This window comes from Metabacillus arenae, assembly GCF_014773385.1.
In the GTDB taxonomy this organism is placed as follows: Bacteria; Bacillota; Bacilli; order Bacillales; family Bacillaceae; genus Metabacillus_D; species Metabacillus_D arenae.
Window position 1 is genome coordinate 1 of sequence record NZ_JACXAI010000059.1, and the last position, 16,824, is coordinate 16,824.

Sequence of the window (16,824 nt, forward strand, 5' to 3'; positions counted from 1 at the left end):
TCACCTCACACTTCAAGTATGGACACATATAGAGAGGGCTAAAAGCTTATACCGTCTAAAGACGGTGGAGTTGGACCACGCATTTGTAAATTAAACGGTTCGCTTACTACTCATGCAGCATAACAGAAATCCTAAAATTTCCTTTCGTGCTTGCCTTTTTAAAGGCTTCTTGAATATTAGATAGTGGTACTTTTTCTTCTATTAAATAGGATACATCAATACGTCTCTCGCTTAACATCCTGCCTGCGTTATTAAAATCCTCTAAAGTAGAGCCAAATGTTCCGATTAATTCTAAATTTTTATAATGTATGACGTTAGAATCAACATTTAATTCAGGTAAAGGAAAACCTGCCGCATAAAATAATATCCGACCATGCTGCCCTTTAGCCATTTCTAAAGCTTGCTGATTAGCTATAGTTGTACCAGCTGATACAATAACTGCATCTGCTCCACGACCATTTGTTAGCTTTTTCACTTCTATTATCGGGTAACAATTTCCCGCATCAATCATTTCAAAACCCATTTTCCTTCCAATTTCTAACTTTTTTTCTCCTCTTCCAGAAACAATCACTCTAGCACCCATCGCTCTTGCAGCGGCTGCATTCAATAAGCCCATTGTTCCTCCTCCAATAACTACCACGGTATCAAATCCACCTTGTAGTCTAATTTTTCTCAGTCCATGAAGAACAGAACCTAGAGGCTCAACAAAGCCTGCTTCCGATGGAGACAGCTCTACGTTCATCTTTACAAAGCTTTTCGCATTTCTAATAAAATAATTGGAAAATCCAAAAATTCCAAAATACTCATCATGATAATTTTTTCCAAATAGTTTTTTATTTTGGCAGATTGTTATCATGCCAGCTTTACAGTTATCACATATTCCGCAATAGTCATAAAGAATACTTACACGATCACCAATTTCAAAGTTCCCAACTTTATCGCCTTTTGCAATGACTATTCCAGAACCCTCATGACCACCTGCCATTGGGTAGCCTTGATGTTCCCTTAAACCCAGCCATTGTTGATAATCTGTTGTACAAATATTACACGCTTCCTGTTTTACAAGGAGTTCATCTGGTTTAAGCTCATGTAATTCACTTTCTCTAACTTCTGCATGGCCTTTTTCAGTTAGTACTCCAAATTTAAATTTTGTTGGAATCATGGACATATACTCCTTTTTTTAGGCGACATTGTTAGCTTTAAAGTTTGTACTACCTATTTCTATGGAAAGACAATCGACGACATACGCCGATTGTTACACTTCCCTATGGCGGTATTCGAAATCAGCCTAATCATAGCATTCATCATTATCCTCAATCGCTTATAAAAAGAATGAAAATCCATATGCTATAATAACTGCTAATGGTCCTGTAAAAAGCCTTGAGAAAAGAATCGCTGGAACACCGATACTAATGGTTTCGGACTTTGCTTCTCCAAGAGTTAAACCTACTGGAGCAAAGTCACATCCTACTTGAGCATTAATAGCAAATAACGCTGGTAAAGCATATGCAGCAGGAATCGTTCCGCTTGCAATTTCATTTCCAATTAATACCCCAATGACAGCTCCAATGACAGCTCCAGGTGCTAGCATTGGAGAAAGGAATGGCAACCCACCAATTAAACCTAAAACAACTAAACCTGCTATAGTTCCAGCTAACGGAGTTAATACGTTTGCTATGAAATCTCCAATGCCCGTATAATTGATAATTCCAATTAAGGCAGCAACGAAAGCCATGAAAGGTAAAATATTTTTCATAACTGTTTCGATTGTATCTCGACCTGATTGATACATTATATTCATAAACTGTCCTGCACCGCGGCCAATTGCATCAATTAATTTCATAAAAGGATTTATTTTACCAATATCAGCACTATTAGACTCAGACGAAGCAGCTTCTGCATTTTTTATTGCATTTTCATTCTCCTCTTCTTGGATTGCAGCTGCTACAAGAGGTTGCGCCTCTTTCCCAGTAAGTGTTATATCATTAACTGTTACACCTGAAATGAATATATCTTCAGTCATGAATTTAGCAAGTGGGCCAGATGGACTCATCACTTTAATATTAATTGTCGGAATTCTAAGTCTTGGATAAGTTCCGCAACGTGCAGTACCACCGCAATCAATTACTGCGCATAATGTGTCTTCTTTTTCCACTGGATCCTTAAAAGAGTCAACCGCGATAGCACCAGTTAAGTCAGCAATTTTCTGTGCAACAGGATGAATACCCCCACCTGTGACGCTTATGACATACTTTTTATGTTGATCTGGTTTTAATATTAATGGACCGCCCCAACCATTATTTCCTCTTGTTATTTTTACAGTTTTATATTCAGACATCTTTCATTCCTCCCTTCATTACCTACGCAACATTCCGTTTAGCAACTGCATTTCGTTTCATTTGAAAGTCTGTAATCTTTTCAGTTACAACTCCTCTAACTAGACAGACAATTAGACCAACAATTAGGTACATTAGAGCTAACCTACTTTGACTTCCTACTTTCGCAAAACCTTGTGCAATTCCTAGGAAGATAAATAGTTCTGCTGAATTTGCATGCGGAAATAGTCCTGTGATTGGATGTACAAATGATACAGCTGAATCATAGAATGCAGGTTTTTGTTTTTCAGGAAGAAATTTTCCAAATGTGTAGCACATAGGGTTTGTTAAGAAGAAAACTGAAAAGAATGGAATTAATGTATATCGAAAAATAGTAATTTTAGAAATCGCTTTCATAAAACTGAAAATTCTATCCTCTCCAACTATTTTAATAAAGGCGTTAACAATAGTGATAAGAACGATCAGCAAAGGAATAATTCCAGTGATAAATCCCATTAAAACTTCTGCACCTTCTTGGAACATTCCCATAAAACCATCAGCCAATTTTATAAAGAAATCCATCTACTTTACCTCCTAAATATAATATTTATAGATAAATTTAAGTAATTTATTTTTTTACTAGCAATCCAACAATTATTTTCCAAACACGATTTCATCATCTTTTTCAAATGTTGGATACACACCAGGAGTTACCAATATCGCTCCAGGAAGAAGTTCAACTGAAGTGTCATCTTTAAAATAAATAGAAAGATGGCCTAATTCTTCAAAGTTTTTATTAGCCAGAGCTCCTACTTTTTCTATCCTGTAAACATTGTTTCCAATTTCGAGCGTTCCACCTTCAACAAGTGCTTGATCTGGCTGACGCTCCATCTCATGAACGATTGAAATATCTTTTAATTCTGGTGGAGCTGCTGACCCAAAAAGGATTAACAAATTTTCTTCCTTAAACTCTGGTACAATTGGACCTATTTCTGTAATCTTGGTTTTTATCATAAATATTTCTACCTCCACTCAATTTTTATAAATAAATCTAGTATTAGTGATTTACGAGTATTTTCTGAAGTAGCAAATGTTTCATCCTGTAACTTACGAAGTTTCTAAGCCGTTGTGCTTCATCTAATTCAACATCATCTGTTGTTAAGAATGTTCCCGCTTTAATATCACGTTTTGCAACAACATTTCCTGAGATTAATCCAATTGGAATATGATTCTCTTTTTTCATATCAGAGTGAGTTTCTAATACACCTCTTACACAATAACCACCGATATCGTCTAATCTATCCCCTGCTTTAATGTCTTTGGTTACTGCAACAATTTCGGAAACTGGTGCACCTAATGGAGCGATTCCATATTCATGATTTAAAACTGCTTTTGCAATTGTATTTGGTGTTTCAAGGCTTGCTAAATGTCCTACGACACCTACATTTCTCTCTGACTAGTAATTTACCATATAAAGTCATAATTAACTCCCTCCAAAAATTAAGTGATAGAACATTTGATCATCTTATGAACATTTTCTCTTTCAGATAAAAAGTATCATTGAAAGCGCTTTAAGTCAAGTAGTTTCTTTCTTGAAAAGTATGATAAAATGATTATAAAAAATTTTGATCATAAATTACAAAAATGTTCAAAGAGGTGGAATTAGTGGATTGGGAAGAACGAAAGGAAATTGTAAAAATAGCCATATTTTATTATTATAAAAATTTAACTCAAGACCAAATCGCTAAAAAATTAAATGTGTCACGATCGGTTATTTCTAGAAGCCTTCAAAAAGCAAAGGATTATGGCATAATTAATTTTTATATTAAAGATGAGAGTTTTCCTATTGTTAATATGCAAAGTGAACTAGAGGAAAAGTTTCGTTTGAAAAAAGTCATTATCTCACCCTCTTACAACCTATTAGATCACGAAGTACTCAACTTAGTGATCAAAGAAGCTATTGCCTATTTAAAAGTCGCATTAAAGAATGTGAATACTGTTGGTGTTTCTTGGGGCAGTACATTAAAAACACTTGCAAGAGAATTCCCTTATGAAGATCATAAACATCTTACCCTTTTACCCTTAATTGGTGGAATAAGTAAGATGCATATCGAACTACATTCAAATCAAATTTGTTATGATTTAATGAAAAAATTATACTGCCATAGCAACTTTTTATATGCTCCAGCCTTAGCAGAAAACACTTTAATTAAAAAGACCTTTTGTGAAAGCCCTTCCATATCTGAAGTATTAGAGGCTGGACGAAATGTTGACATGGCCTTATTAGGAATTGCAAGTCCCTATGCAAATGATAACCTAATGAGAAGAATAGGCTATACCACCAATCTAGATTTAAAAGAGTTTGAATCATTAAACGTTGTAGGTGATATTAATTCACGATTTTTCAATCAAGAAGGGACTGAGGTCAACTGTAGGATCAATAACCATGTTATTGGGATAAGTTTGGAAGACATTAAAAATATTCCAAATATTGTTTTAATAGCTAGTGGAATTCAGAAAAAAGAAGCAGTACTCGCAGCCGTTAAAGCAGGTTACGCTCATACATTAATTATTGATGAAAGGATTGCGGATTACCTATTGCATAATTAACTAAAATGTTAAAACAATGAGACCTAACTTCAAATTCAATCGGCTACATTGCTTGATTAAAAGATAGATAAGTAAAAAAAACTCTTATGCCCACTACCAACTAAGGGAATAAGAGATACAGACCACTGAGTATTAAGTTTCTTATTATACTAAAGTGTAGTTTAATTTAATTTCCTACATTCACATGCTTCGACCAAAATAATTAAAAAAAGAGATAGTTGAAAATAAGTCGATTTCAGTTAGGCCAACTATCCATATTTGTACTGTAATAGTTTTTTCAATAATTTATTATCTTTACCTCATAAATTTCAGTTAAAATTCTAACCCTATGTCTGTTTATTTGATAAGCTAATAAACAGACATAAATTTCAGTTAAATTTAATCGATGTTTTCTTGTATGACAGGGGGGTCATAGTCACACGTGAAATGGGAAATCGTGATTTAGGCATTTTTTTGTTCATTTTTAATAGCAGCTTGAGCCGCTGCAAGGCGTGCAAGAGGTACACGGTATGGTGAACAGCTTACGTAATCCAATCCTACATCGTGGCAGAATTGGATCGAATGTTTTTCTCCTCCATGTTCTCCGCAAATACCTGTTTTCAACCCTGGCTTGGTTTCCCTGCCAAGCTTTACACCTGTTTCAACAAGTTTTCCTACACCGTCTTGATCAAGTGAAGCGAATGGATTTTCTGGGAGAACTTTGTTTTCAATATAAGCTTGAAGGAATTTACCCTCTGCGTCATCTCGACTGTATCCAAAAGTAGTTTGAGTTAAATCATTTGTTCCAAACGAGAAAAAGTCGGCCTCCCCGGCAATTTGGTCAGCTGTTAAAGCGGCTCGTGGTACTTCAATCATCGTACCAATGAGGTAATTAAATTCCTGTTCTGTTTCTTCCGCAACTTGCAACCCCGCATTGATCACCAATTGTCGCATTTCTTTTAACTCATTTACATGCCCAACCAGTGGAATCATAATTTCTGGTTTTACGACCAGTCCTTTTTCCATTACCTTCGCAATTGCATAAAAGATTGCTTTCGCTTGCATCACGTAAATCTCTGGAAAAATCATTCCCAACCGGCAGCCGCGGTGGCCTAACATTGGATTAAATTCATCTAATTGGCGTACTTTTCTTAATAGCTGCTCTTTATCCTGTAATTCCTTAGAATTTGAATTTGTTATCTGAAGTTTTGTCACCTCAACCAGAAGTTCTTCTTTATCTGGCAAAAACTCGTGAAGAGGAGGATCTAATAGACGAATCGTTACAGGATTCCCATGCATCGCTTCAAAGATTCCTTCAAAATTTTCTTGCTGCATTGGCAATAACTTGGCTAGCGCATTTTCACGCTCCTGATATGTTTCTGCAAGGATCATATCTTGGACAATTGGAATTCGCTTGGCATCCATAAACATATGTTCTGTGCGGCATAATCCGATTCCACCTGCTCCAAACTCAAGAGCTTTTTTGGCATCTTCAGGATTGTCAGCATTTGCTCTTACGCCAAGTTTTCTCTCCTCATCTGCCCATGTAAGCAACAATTGAAACTCGTCCGAAAGCTGTGGCTCGATCATTGGAATTTCCCCTAACATGATTTCACCAGTTGAACCATCAATCGTAATGATATCACCTTGGTTGACGATCGTATCTCCTACTTTAAACTGCTTTAGCTTTAAGTCAATTTTTAATGATTCACAGCCGCATATACACGCTTTTCCCATACCTCGTGCAACAACTGCTGCATGGCTTGTCATTCCTCCACGACTAGTGACAGTTGCCCCGGCCGCAACAATACCATGAATATCGTCAGGTGTCGTTTCGGGCCGAACAAGAATAACCTTTATTTCATCTTTCGCTAATCTTTCTGCTTCATCCGCATCAAATACGACTTGCCCTGTTGCTGCCCCAGGAGAAGCTGGCAGACCTTTCGCTAACTGTTTTCGTTCATATGAATCATCAATGCGGCGATGGAGCAGTTGATTAAGCTGATCAGGATCTACACGCAGAATGGCTTCCTGCTTACTAATGATTTGTTCTTTTACTAATTCAACTGCGATTCTAATGGCTGCTTGAGCTGTTCTTTTTCCAGTCCGTGTTTGCAGAATAAATAGTTTCCCACGCTCGACAGTAAACTCAATGTCCTGCATGTCTTGATAATGCTTTTCAAGAAGGTGGCAAGTCCGGGCAAACTGCTGATATACTTCTGGCATTTCTTCTTGGAGAGAAGAAATTGGTTGAGGGGTTCGAATCCCGGCAACAACATCCTCTCCCTGAGCATTTATCAAATATTCACCGTAAAGCTTCGCTTCCCCTGTAGATGGATTACGAGTAAAAGCCACTCCAGTACCAGAATCGTTGCCCATATTTCCAAATACCATGCTTTGAATGTTCACTGCTGTACCAAGATGACCAGGAATTTTTTGAAGACGGCGGTATACTATCGCACGTTGGTTATTCCAGGAATCAAAAACAGCACGGATGGAAAGGAATAATTGCTCCTTTGGATTCTCAGGAAAAGTCCTTCTAGCATTCCTCTTAACAATTTCTTTGTATCCTTTAATCACTTCTTTCCAATCTTCTGCAGTCATTTCAGGATCTGAATGATACCCCTTCTTTTCCCTGATTTCTTCTAAGAATTGCTCAAAATAAAAACTATCCACATTCAGAACAACATCACTAAACATTTGGATAAACCTGCGGTAAGAGTCATATGCAAAACGCGAATTGTTAGTAAGCTTTGCCATCCCCTCTACAGTTTCATCATTCATTCCAAGGTTTAAAACGGTATCCATCATTCCTGGCATCGAATGTACAGCACCGGAACGGACAGAAACAAGCAGTGGATTGGATGGATCTCCAAGCTTTTTACTTGTTTTTTCTTCAAGATTTTTAAGTGCTTCTAATACCTGAAATTCAATCTCTGGAGGAATAGATTTTTCTGCATCATAATAGGAATTACAAGCCTCTGTTGAAATGGTAAAACCATAAGGGACGGGCAAACCGATTCGGGTCATTTCTGCTAGGTTCGCTCCCTTACCTCCTAAAAGTTCCTTTTTTTTGCTGTTGCCCTCATCAAACATATAAACAAATTTATTCATGATAAAACGTCCCTCTCTTTTTTAACATGGCTAATATTAAATCAGCAGTCTCTTCGATTGCTTTATTTGAAACATTAATGATTGGACAACCAATTTGTTTCATAATCTTCTCCGCATAATCTAATTCTTCAAGGATCCGTTCTAAATTTGCATAGTTCGCCTGAATGGTTAATCCTAAATTTTTCAACCGTTCCCTTCGAATTTCATTCAGTTTATCTGGTGTAATGATTAGACCAACACATCTATTTTTTGGAATCTCAAAAAGATCATCAGGAGGTGATATTTCTGGTACTAATGGTACATTCGCCACCTTAAATCCTTTATGGGCTAAATATATAGAAAGTGGTGTCTTTGATGTTCGGGAAACACCAACTAAGACAATATCAGCAAGTTTAATGCCCCCAGAATCTTGTCCATCATCATGTTTTACCGCAAACTCAATTGCTTCAACTCTTCGGAAATATTCATCATCTAATTTCCTCATTAATTTTGGTTCACCAGTTGGAATTTTTTTGAATTTTTGAATAAATACTTCCATAAGTGGATTCATTAAATCAACTGCTAAAACTCCAACTTCTCGTGACTTCTGATCAAGATATTGCTTTAAGTGCGATATAACGATTGTGTATGCAATGATAGAATTACTATTTTTCGCCATGTCGATAACATCTTTTATGTCTTTAACATCCTCTACATAGGAAATATGTTGTATATTTACTTCTTTTCCATTAAATTGACTAGCAACTGCTTTTACCATCATATCAGCTGTTTCGCCAACCGAGTCAGATACTACATAGACTAGTTCCTTCTTATTCACATCCGATCTTCCTATTCTTTTGAGTTTTAGTTTTTGTTTAATCATTTTAGAAAGTTCTTCGAATAAAAGTTATTTAGTAATCTATGAAAATTACCACACATCTTTTCATCAACCCTTAAGCAAAAAACATAGGATATTAGATACCTATTTTTCATTACATTCTAAAATAGGTATTTGCTTCATAATGAGTTTCTTCGTTCAAGTTCTTTTGTCTGAATTCCACAAGAACCTGTTTATTGCATAGCTTCCTCACAGAATAGTAATTCTCTATCCATGGGTTTCTTCAAATGCAATAATTTTATTGACTCGATTTGCATGTCTTCCACCTTCAAAAGGAGTTGTTAACCATATTTTTGCAATATCGCGAGCTAAACCTTCACCAATGACACGTTCTCCTATCGCTAATATATTTGTATCATTATGTTCTCTTGTTGCCCTAGCACTAAAGGTATCATGCACAAGCGCACAGCGAACTCCCTTTACTTTGTTTGCAGCTATGCTCATTCCAATACCTGTACCACAAATTAGAATACCTCGTTGAAATTCTCTACTTGCTACTTTCTCAGCTACTAGAATTGCATAATCTGGATAGTCAACAGATGTATTGCATTTACAACCCAAATCAACATAATCAATATTCATCTCGTCCATCAAGGAGGTTATTACTTTACGAATAGTTATACCACCATGATCAGATGCAATAGCTACTTTCACTTTTCTTCCTCCCTTTTTATAGTTATATTACCGACGGCATGTATCCCCTGCCTTAATTTGTTCATTCGTACTTTCTCTTTCTTAAATTTGTTGATCAATTGACATTTGGAACCTACGCAAAAATTTAACTTTTAATAACCTTTATTACATAATAAAAATAAAGTTAACACATTTTATGATGGTTAACAAAAATGATATTTTTGTAACATTTGTTAATACATTTAACATTTGTTAATATATAAACTCATTCTAAAACGAAATGAAAGGGCTGTCAACAATAAAATTACTACGAAGGAGAATATAAAAAGAAACAGAAAGGTCCAGGTAATGGTAAAAGGTTATTGAGGCAACGGATAAAAATCAAAAAATGGTTAAGTGGGAGAATAATAAACTAAAAAAACAATCCATCTATTACCTATATATCTTGGGTGGTTTATTTTTTAAAGGGGCTGTCCGAAAAGGGCAAATTCATAAAAATAGAAAATCAAGAATGTTAATATATCAGCATTCTGAAACAGTAAAGGAGCATCCAATAGCCGAAAAATCGACTTATTGGACAGCCCCCAATAGATAAAACTGAACATAGAATAATCATCTTTTTCGGTATTGCCTAATTACTTTTCTCGATTCTTTTAGCTCACGTATTAATCGATATGGTTTACTAACAACTCTTATTGGCAGTCTTGATAAAAACATATTTAAATCCTTTTTATATTCTTGTGTAATTCGAGAAGGCTTTGTTGAAACTCGTTCATAAATTTCTTTATAAAACTCTTTCATAATATCTACTTTAAGTTCAACAATATGACGACAATCCTCACATTCTATCTTTGTAATTTCGTTGTTTATATAAATGATCATGTGAGGTGTTTCATCATTGCAATGAATACAAAAAAGATTAGCTTCCATCTCAGATCTTTTCACGATCCATCTCCCCTTAAAATCCAGTATTGATTTTTCAATAGGCAAACAAAATCATGGATCACTAAGTTGTTTAATAAATAACATTTGTATCAAATAAAGTAATTTTATGCGATTTAGATTAAAGCAGGATATCTGTAATTAGGATTACCTAAAAAATAAAATTTTTTCAATCAAATGATTTATCCACTCTCGCTAAAATAGCTGCAGCAGTTAATTCATCGATAATTATCACATCAAGGTATGAATGGCTGAAACATAACCTCCGGGACCACCCCCAATAACTGTAATATCATAATATTCAGACATACTATTCAGCTCCTAAACTAGCAATTCATATGGATTTTCTAGCACATATTTAAGTTCTGTTAAAAATTCTGCTACTGGTGCACCATCAATTGCACGGTGATCAAAGGAAAGGCTGACTGCCATCATTGGATGTATTACAATTTCCGATTTACATTTGTTCTTATATATTACATTTGTAATTATTATAATGCCAATCACAAAAACGGTCAAGGGGATTCTCTTTATTTTTCGAATTTTTTCAAAACTCACCCTTTAACATTAAGGTTAGTTAATCTTCAACCTTTGAAGTAAAGAAAATAGGATGCTTGTCCTTCAATAATGCAAAATGTATAATTCTAACTAAAAATAATGGAGGATAAAATGAATAGAAAAGATTATTATTATGATGAAACTGCCCCGAAGCCGACTTCAATTGTACCTGCAGTATCAGCAATTGTATTTTCTGCAGACAACAGTAAGCTGCTTCTTCAAAAACGAGCCGATAATCGTAAATGGTCCTTACCCGGCGGACAGGTTGATCCTGGAGAAAATGTAGAAGAAGCAATTATACGAGAGGTAAAAGAGGAAACAGGATTTGATATTATTGTTAAAAAGTTAAGTGGTGTCTATAGTGATCCAAATCACATCATTGCTTATACAAACGGTGAAATTCGTCAGCAATTTTCCATTTGTTTTTTATGTGAAATTGTAGGAGGCACACAAGTAACGAGCGAAGAATCTATTGAAGTAAAATTTATCAGTATAGAAGAACTTGATCGAATCTCTATTCATCCGACACAAAAAATTCGAATAGAAGATGCACTATCTGGAGAAGAACAAGCCTTCATTAGATAAAAATGTTTAGGTCATAAAGGAACTGTCCAATAAATCCTTAAAATAAAAGCGAGGGAAAAATAAAGCAGTTTTCTTCCCTCGTTTTTTTACGTTGTGTTTGATTTCCTGAAAATAGAGTGGTTTGGCCCGCCATATCTTGCCCTATTTGATCTATTCTAAACGTAATAATCAAGTAATTGAAAGAAGATAGAACTAAAATAACATTCTAAATGTTTGACAGAAGGCGGAATTGATAAATAGCGAGTATAATACATACAATAATGTACAAACTGGTTATTAAAATAGGAAAAGTGGTATTTAGGTTGAAGATGCCATATTTAAAGAAAAAAACATAGAATCGCTAACTATCATCCTTTAAATCCTATATTATTTTTGAAAACTTATAAAATGGTTTAAAAAGGGAATTCAAATGGAAAAAATATCGAATTACCAATTATTTGGACTGACGTTCTTATATCAAATAGGAACAACAATTATATTTGGTTTTGGTGCTGGTGCAGGCCGGGACGCCTGGATTGCTGTACTCCTTTCAAGTCTCTTAGGAACTTGCATTACGATCATATATGTTTTGTTAATGAAGATGAATCCTGGATTGACTCTTGTCCAATGGTTCCCGGCACAATTCGGAAAGTGGTTAGGTACACCTATTTCTTGGCTGTATCCGCTTATCTTTCTATTTGATGCAGGACGTGTTGCAGGTGATTTAAAAGAGTTGATTCCCTCTACTCTTTTACCAACTACCCCTCCTTTGGTGTTTATCGGACTTTTTTTGCTTGTTATGGTATTTGCTTTATATTTAGGGATTGAAAACCTTGCAAGAGCAGGAGAAATTCTGGTTCCTATCGTCCTGATCCTGCTCTCCATAGAAGTCCTCCTACTTTTCAGTTCTGACATTATACATTTGAAATATTTGTTGCCTATATTAGAAAATGGATGGGTACCCATATGGGAGAATGTTTATTCGCAAGGAATTTCTCAAACGTACGGGGAATCGATTATTTTTGCAATGATCTGGACGCAAGTAAAAAATCCTGAGAGGATTATGAAAATCACCATTTACTCTTCCATCCTTTCTGGAATTTTATTGGCCCTTTCGGTAACCTTAGCGATTGCTACTTTTGGTGAAGACTTGTACAAACGTAGTATCTATCCGCTTTTCTCATTATTAGGAGTAGTAAATGTTGCCGATTTTCTCAACAATTTAGATCCATTTGGTGTTATATACCTTACATCAGTCGCATTTTTTAAGATGTATATCAAAATATTCGCAGGTATAAAGGCTATTCAGCAGTTGACACATCTGCACAATCATCGTGTGCTCATCGTACCTGCTGTCATCCTTGTCATGTATTTAGGAATGTCCGTTTCAGATAATATCGCAGAGCATATTTATGGCATGGCATTAGAAGTTGTTACCCCTTATGTATGGGTTCCGTTATTTTTCATTTTTCCAAGCATATTGCTGGTCGTAACATGGATTAGAAAGAAGTGGTTAAAAGGAGGAGGCCACAGTGTATGAGAGGAAGAATGGTCCTTTATATGGGGAGTGTACAAGAAATATGGCACCTCCATATAAAGGACTTTTTTCTTTCAATATGTCATACAATTGAATATTACTTTTCACCTTGCTTTCCTTCATCTTAATGTTGTTCTGATGTTCCTGTCATTCCGATCAGATGAATGGTTAAATCTACCTTGACTGAAATATCAGCTTCTGAGAATTCTTTCCCCCATTCATTCTTTATCTTTTTCCATTGAGATGGATCCTTGCGAAAAATGGCATCACCGAATCCAAAAATATCCGTTTTATATTCTTTTTGCACCTTTTTAATTAATTGAGAAACGCGTTTCTCAAAATATTTTTCTAGTTCATGTTCCATTATTTCCACCTTGTCTGGTTTCGTGAGGTCGAAATTTGTATTGTTTAACCTAACTTCCCCTTCACCGGTAAGAGTGATCTTAAACTTCGCTTTATATGGATTGATCATGGGTTGAATCTTACTTTTTAAGTTAGTGGTTCTCAAATTGATTTTGCCTTTTCCTTGTGGAATGGATGCGGTAATGTCCTGATAAGACAGGTTTCCTAATACCCACATTTTGTCCTTTGTTTCGCCTTCATTCAGAAATCCGACCAATTTTAAATTTTTATTTAAAATAGCACTTCCAACAGATTTTAATGCATTCTGGTCCTGCTCTAGCCCCAATGCTGGTGGACTAGGACTCATGGACTCTCTTGCATTTACCACCAAAAAATCCAGAAGCCTGGTATTTGCCGCTATGTCCTTTTGCTCGTGTATTTTTAAAGACGCTAAAGCGGAAGCAGATTCCAAAGGATCAGATATTTTTAACGCATCCAAAGCCTGATGACCTTTTACAACAGAGATATCACCCATGACTCTAGCATCTGGATCTCGAGTAAATGAATCGATTATATCTCTGATTCCGTGCTCTGCAAGACGTTCTCCAATATAGACCGATTGCTTTTGACCTCTATTGAGTCTTCTGGAGATCTTTGCTTGCAGATTCTCAAAGGCCTCATAATAAGTTGCTCCTTTCTCAGTTGCCACGTAAAATTGTTTTCCCTGTCCTCCCCCGCTTTCAGAGCTTCCCATAGAGGAGGGAAGCACAACCTGGGCGCTTAATTGGTAATTTCCATCCTCGGTTAAATCTGCCCCTATTCCAAGTACAATCGCTTGATCGTTTAATTCGATACTATCCCAACAGCCAGTCATCAACAATAGGGACAAGGAAAAGAGCATAAAAACGATTCGTTTCTTCTTCATCTATTGACATCTCCCTGTTTTAACTTTTGGGACTTGGTTTTTGACCTTTTGGAATACGTACAGGATCCTGCTTTCTCATCATGGAGTTGGGGCGAAAAGTAAGCAACCATCGCGGCGCTCTCCACAAAATGTCCTTGATCTCTTCCACATTCAAGGGAGCCAGTGGACTAAGATACGGAATTCCAAATGAGCGAAGGCTGACAAGGTGAAACAAAATGGCTAAAAACCCCATAACGATTCCGAACAAACCAAATGTTCCTGCTAAGATGAGTAGCGGAAAGCGAAGAAGACGGTAAGCAATTCCTAAATTATAGCGGGGAATCGCAAACGAAGCGATTCCAGTTCCCGCGACAACAATGACAATCGGAGCTGAAATGATTCCTGCCCTAACCGCAGATTCTCCAATAACCAATGCGCCGACAATACTTACCGCTGAGCCTACAGTTTTTGGGAGACGAACACCAGCTTCCCTTAGAGCTTCAAATACAACCTCCATCAAAATGGCTTCAATTACTGTTGGAAACGGACTTGGTTCGCGTGCAGCCGCAAAACTGAGGAGCAAACTTGTGGGTAACATCTCCGAGTGAAACGTCGTAATTGCTACATACAATGAAGGCAAAAACAGTGCCACATTAAAAAGGAGAAAACGAACCCATCTAATAGCGGTCGAGTACATAAATCGTTCATAATAATCCTCCGCCGCTTGTAAACCTGTAAAAAAAGTATACGGAACGATGAGAACACTAGGTGTTCCATCGGTAAGAATGGCTACTTTCCCTTCAACTAGAGTGGAAGCCACAACATCTGGGCGCTCTGTATACTGAACGGTAGGGAAAGGAGAAAATGGTGCATCTTCAATAAATTCTTCAATATAGCCCGATTCCAGCACACTATCAATCTGGATTCGTTGAACTCTCTTTCGAACCTCGTTTAAAACCGATTCATTTACAATTCCCTCGATATAAGCAAGCGCAACATCGGTTTGAGTGATCTCACCAATTTGAAGAGATTCTATTTTCAACCGCGGACTTTTCATTTTTCTTCGTAACATACTGGTGTTCGTACGGAGCGTTTCAGTAAATCCTTCTTTTGGACCCCGGATTACAGGCTCCGTAGAAGGCTCTTCCACACCCCGAGACACCCATGACTTCATGTCTGCCACTAAAGCATGACATTCCCCGTCAACGAGAATCACTACGTTGGCACTTACTACGCTTTTGACAGCATCCTCCACTTTCGATATAGTTTTGGTTTGGGCAACAGCTACCAATTGATCTTCCAGCATTTGTCCAAAATGATGGACCTCACCCAGTCCTTTAGGGGGTCCTTGAAATAGTATTGGTTGTAAAACAGCTTGATCCAATACTTGGGAGTTAATTAAACCATCAACATAAACGAGAAGTAGTTTGGTTTTTTCATGATTTTGAACCGAACGAAAGATAATATCTGAACAATCATTGAAAATGTCTCTTAAAATCATCTCGTTTACAGCAATATCCGTGCTTAATATCCCAGCCTTAATATCAGAGGGCAGAAGGTTAGTTTCGATTTCTTTTATAACCTTTTGTTTAGCAGACTTGATATTTATAGACTTGCGAAACCTCCTCATAACAACCTCCTTAGGCAAAATAAATTCTTTTGTTAAAATTGCCCTATAAAAGAAGTTTTCATTCGTATTTATGTTATTTAAGTTTATTTGTTTATTAACACTCGCATGATATTTATATTACTAGTCAACCAAAGATTCAGGAGAGGAAAAATACTAAAAAGTGTACTTTTACAAACAGTTTTAAATGCTTCAGTTTTCAATACTAACCATATATCTTTTTAAGATAGTGGTCTAATTATGTCTAAACTGACTGAACCAGTCTTCTTTTTCCCCTATGTTTTGCACCAAAGCCTTATTTTTCACTTCTAATCCAAGTTATGATAGATAAAAATAGAGACAAAACAAACAAAAATGCTGGAAACAACCAAGGATACTCTAACATTGTAGCTGCTTTCCAAGGTAAAGGAATGAAATTCATATCGAGTATGCTCCTTCCTTATAAGATTAACAATCATCTTGCCCCCTTTAATCGTATTCTAGACTTAATAATCCAGTAATAAAAAAAGAGGAATGTCAATATAACATCCTGAATGTTACGGGCGTGTTAATTTACCTAACAAGTATTGTCTCGTATTTTTTTCTAACGCTTTTGTAATTTGTTCATTTTTTATAATTAACATTTTTTCTTCTAATCCCTCCCTCTATTAATGAAAAAAATCTCTTCCCCATTAAAACAATAATAATGGGGTAAGAGATTTCGTTCTTATTAGTAATTTGTAGATGATTGAATGAATTTCATAAATTGAATCCTTAGAGCCTCAAGGGTTTTGAAACGCAAAAAAAGGAGTACCTCCCCAAATTGTCGAAATAAGTAAGCAC

At 36.1% G+C, this 16,824-nt stretch carries 14 protein-coding genes and 1 pseudogene; 3 read left to right on the forward strand and 12 right to left on the reverse strand.

What is annotated here, in order from left to right; all coding sequences use genetic code 11:
• Positions 1-106: 106 nt before the first annotated feature.
• The 5 genes and pseudogenes from IC621_RS25280 to IC621_RS25300 form a co-directional block, all read right to left on the reverse strand.
• Positions 107-1,162 carry a zinc-dependent alcohol dehydrogenase gene (locus tag IC621_RS25280; protein ID WP_191162715.1) on the reverse strand — a complete coding sequence of 352 codons (1,056 nt, stop codon included), beginning with the start codon at positions 1,160-1,162 and terminating at the stop codon, positions 107-109.
• A 159-nt stretch (positions 1,163-1,321) separates the two neighbouring features.
• Positions 1,322-2,338, reverse strand: a complete 1,017-nt coding sequence (gene srlE, locus IC621_RS25285; RefSeq protein WP_191162717.1) for a PTS glucitol/sorbitol transporter subunit IIB — start codon at positions 2,336-2,338, stop codon at positions 1,322-1,324.
• A 22-nt stretch (positions 2,339-2,360) separates the two neighbouring features.
• Positions 2,361-2,897, reverse strand: coding sequence for a PTS glucitol/sorbitol transporter subunit IIC (srlA, locus tag IC621_RS25290; protein ID WP_191162719.1), 537 nt, complete (start codon positions 2,895-2,897; stop codon positions 2,361-2,363).
• Between the two features lie 72 nt (positions 2,898-2,969).
• A complete protein-coding gene (locus IC621_RS25295) occupies positions 2,970-3,329 on the reverse strand; it encodes a PTS glucitol/sorbitol transporter subunit IIA (protein ID WP_191162721.1) in 360 nt (119 codons plus the stop codon).
• A gap of 8 nt (positions 3,330-3,337) precedes the next feature.
• Positions 3,338-3,744, reverse strand: a pseudogene (locus IC621_RS25300) (SAF domain-containing protein); the annotation flags it as partial.
• A gap of 236 nt (positions 3,745-3,980) precedes the next feature.
• On the opposite strand from IC621_RS25300, the gene IC621_RS25305 reads away from it, so the two are divergent.
• On the forward strand, positions 3,981-4,925 hold the full coding sequence (locus tag IC621_RS25305; protein WP_191162723.1) for a sugar-binding transcriptional regulator: 945 nt from the start codon (positions 3,981-3,983) through the stop codon (positions 4,923-4,925).
• 441 nt (positions 4,926-5,366) lie between these two features.
• Here the strand turns inward: IC621_RS25305 and ppdK are convergent, their stop codons facing one another.
• The 5 genes from ppdK to IC621_RS26765 form a co-directional block, all read right to left on the reverse strand.
• Positions 5,367-8,018, reverse strand: coding sequence for a pyruvate, phosphate dikinase (gene ppdK, locus IC621_RS25310; RefSeq protein ID WP_191162725.1), 2,652 nt, complete (start codon positions 8,016-8,018; stop codon positions 5,367-5,369).
• Entirely contained in the window at positions 8,011-8,835 is an 825-nt protein-coding gene (locus tag IC621_RS25315; RefSeq protein ID WP_191162727.1) for a pyruvate, water dikinase regulatory protein, read from the reverse strand. The genes ppdK and IC621_RS25315 overlap by 8 nt, the downstream gene beginning before the upstream one ends.
• A gap of 267 nt (positions 8,836-9,102) precedes the next feature.
• A complete protein-coding gene (rpiB, locus tag IC621_RS25320) occupies positions 9,103-9,549 on the reverse strand; it encodes a ribose 5-phosphate isomerase B (protein ID WP_191162729.1) in 447 nt (148 codons plus the stop codon).
• 591 nt (positions 9,550-10,140) lie between these two features.
• A complete protein-coding gene (locus IC621_RS25325; RefSeq protein ID WP_191162731.1) occupies positions 10,141-10,473 on the reverse strand; it encodes a bh protein in 333 nt (110 codons plus the stop codon).
• Between the two features lie 318 nt (positions 10,474-10,791).
• Positions 10,792-11,028, reverse strand: a complete 237-nt coding sequence (locus IC621_RS26765; protein ID WP_191162733.1) for a 2-oxo acid dehydrogenase subunit E2 — start codon at positions 11,026-11,028, stop codon at positions 10,792-10,794.
• Positions 11,029-11,139: 111 nt separating this feature from the next.
• Between IC621_RS26765 and IC621_RS25335 the strand changes: the two genes are divergently transcribed.
• The gene (locus tag IC621_RS25335) at positions 11,140-11,613 is read left to right on the forward strand and encodes an NUDIX domain-containing protein (RefSeq protein ID WP_191162735.1); all 474 of its coding nucleotides are present in this window, start codon (positions 11,140-11,142) and stop codon (positions 11,611-11,613) included.
• A gap of 409 nt (positions 11,614-12,022) precedes the next feature.
• Entirely contained in the window at positions 12,023-13,132 is a 1,110-nt protein-coding gene (locus IC621_RS25340) for a GerAB/ArcD/ProY family transporter (RefSeq protein WP_191162737.1), read from the forward strand.
• 121 nt (positions 13,133-13,253) lie between these two features.
• Here IC621_RS25340 and IC621_RS25345 read toward each other — a convergent pair whose 3' ends face one another.
• Together IC621_RS25345 and IC621_RS25350 are read right to left on the reverse strand one after the other, a co-directional pair.
• Positions 13,254-14,396, reverse strand: a complete 1,143-nt coding sequence (locus IC621_RS25345) for a Ger(x)C family spore germination protein (RefSeq protein WP_191162739.1) — start codon at positions 14,394-14,396, stop codon at positions 13,254-13,256.
• A gap of 19 nt (positions 14,397-14,415) precedes the next feature.
• Positions 14,416-16,005: a spore germination protein gene (locus tag IC621_RS25350; RefSeq protein ID WP_191162741.1), complete on the reverse strand. Its 1,590-nt coding sequence runs from the start codon at positions 16,003-16,005 to the stop codon at positions 14,416-14,418.
• Positions 16,006-16,824 lie beyond the last annotated feature (819 nt).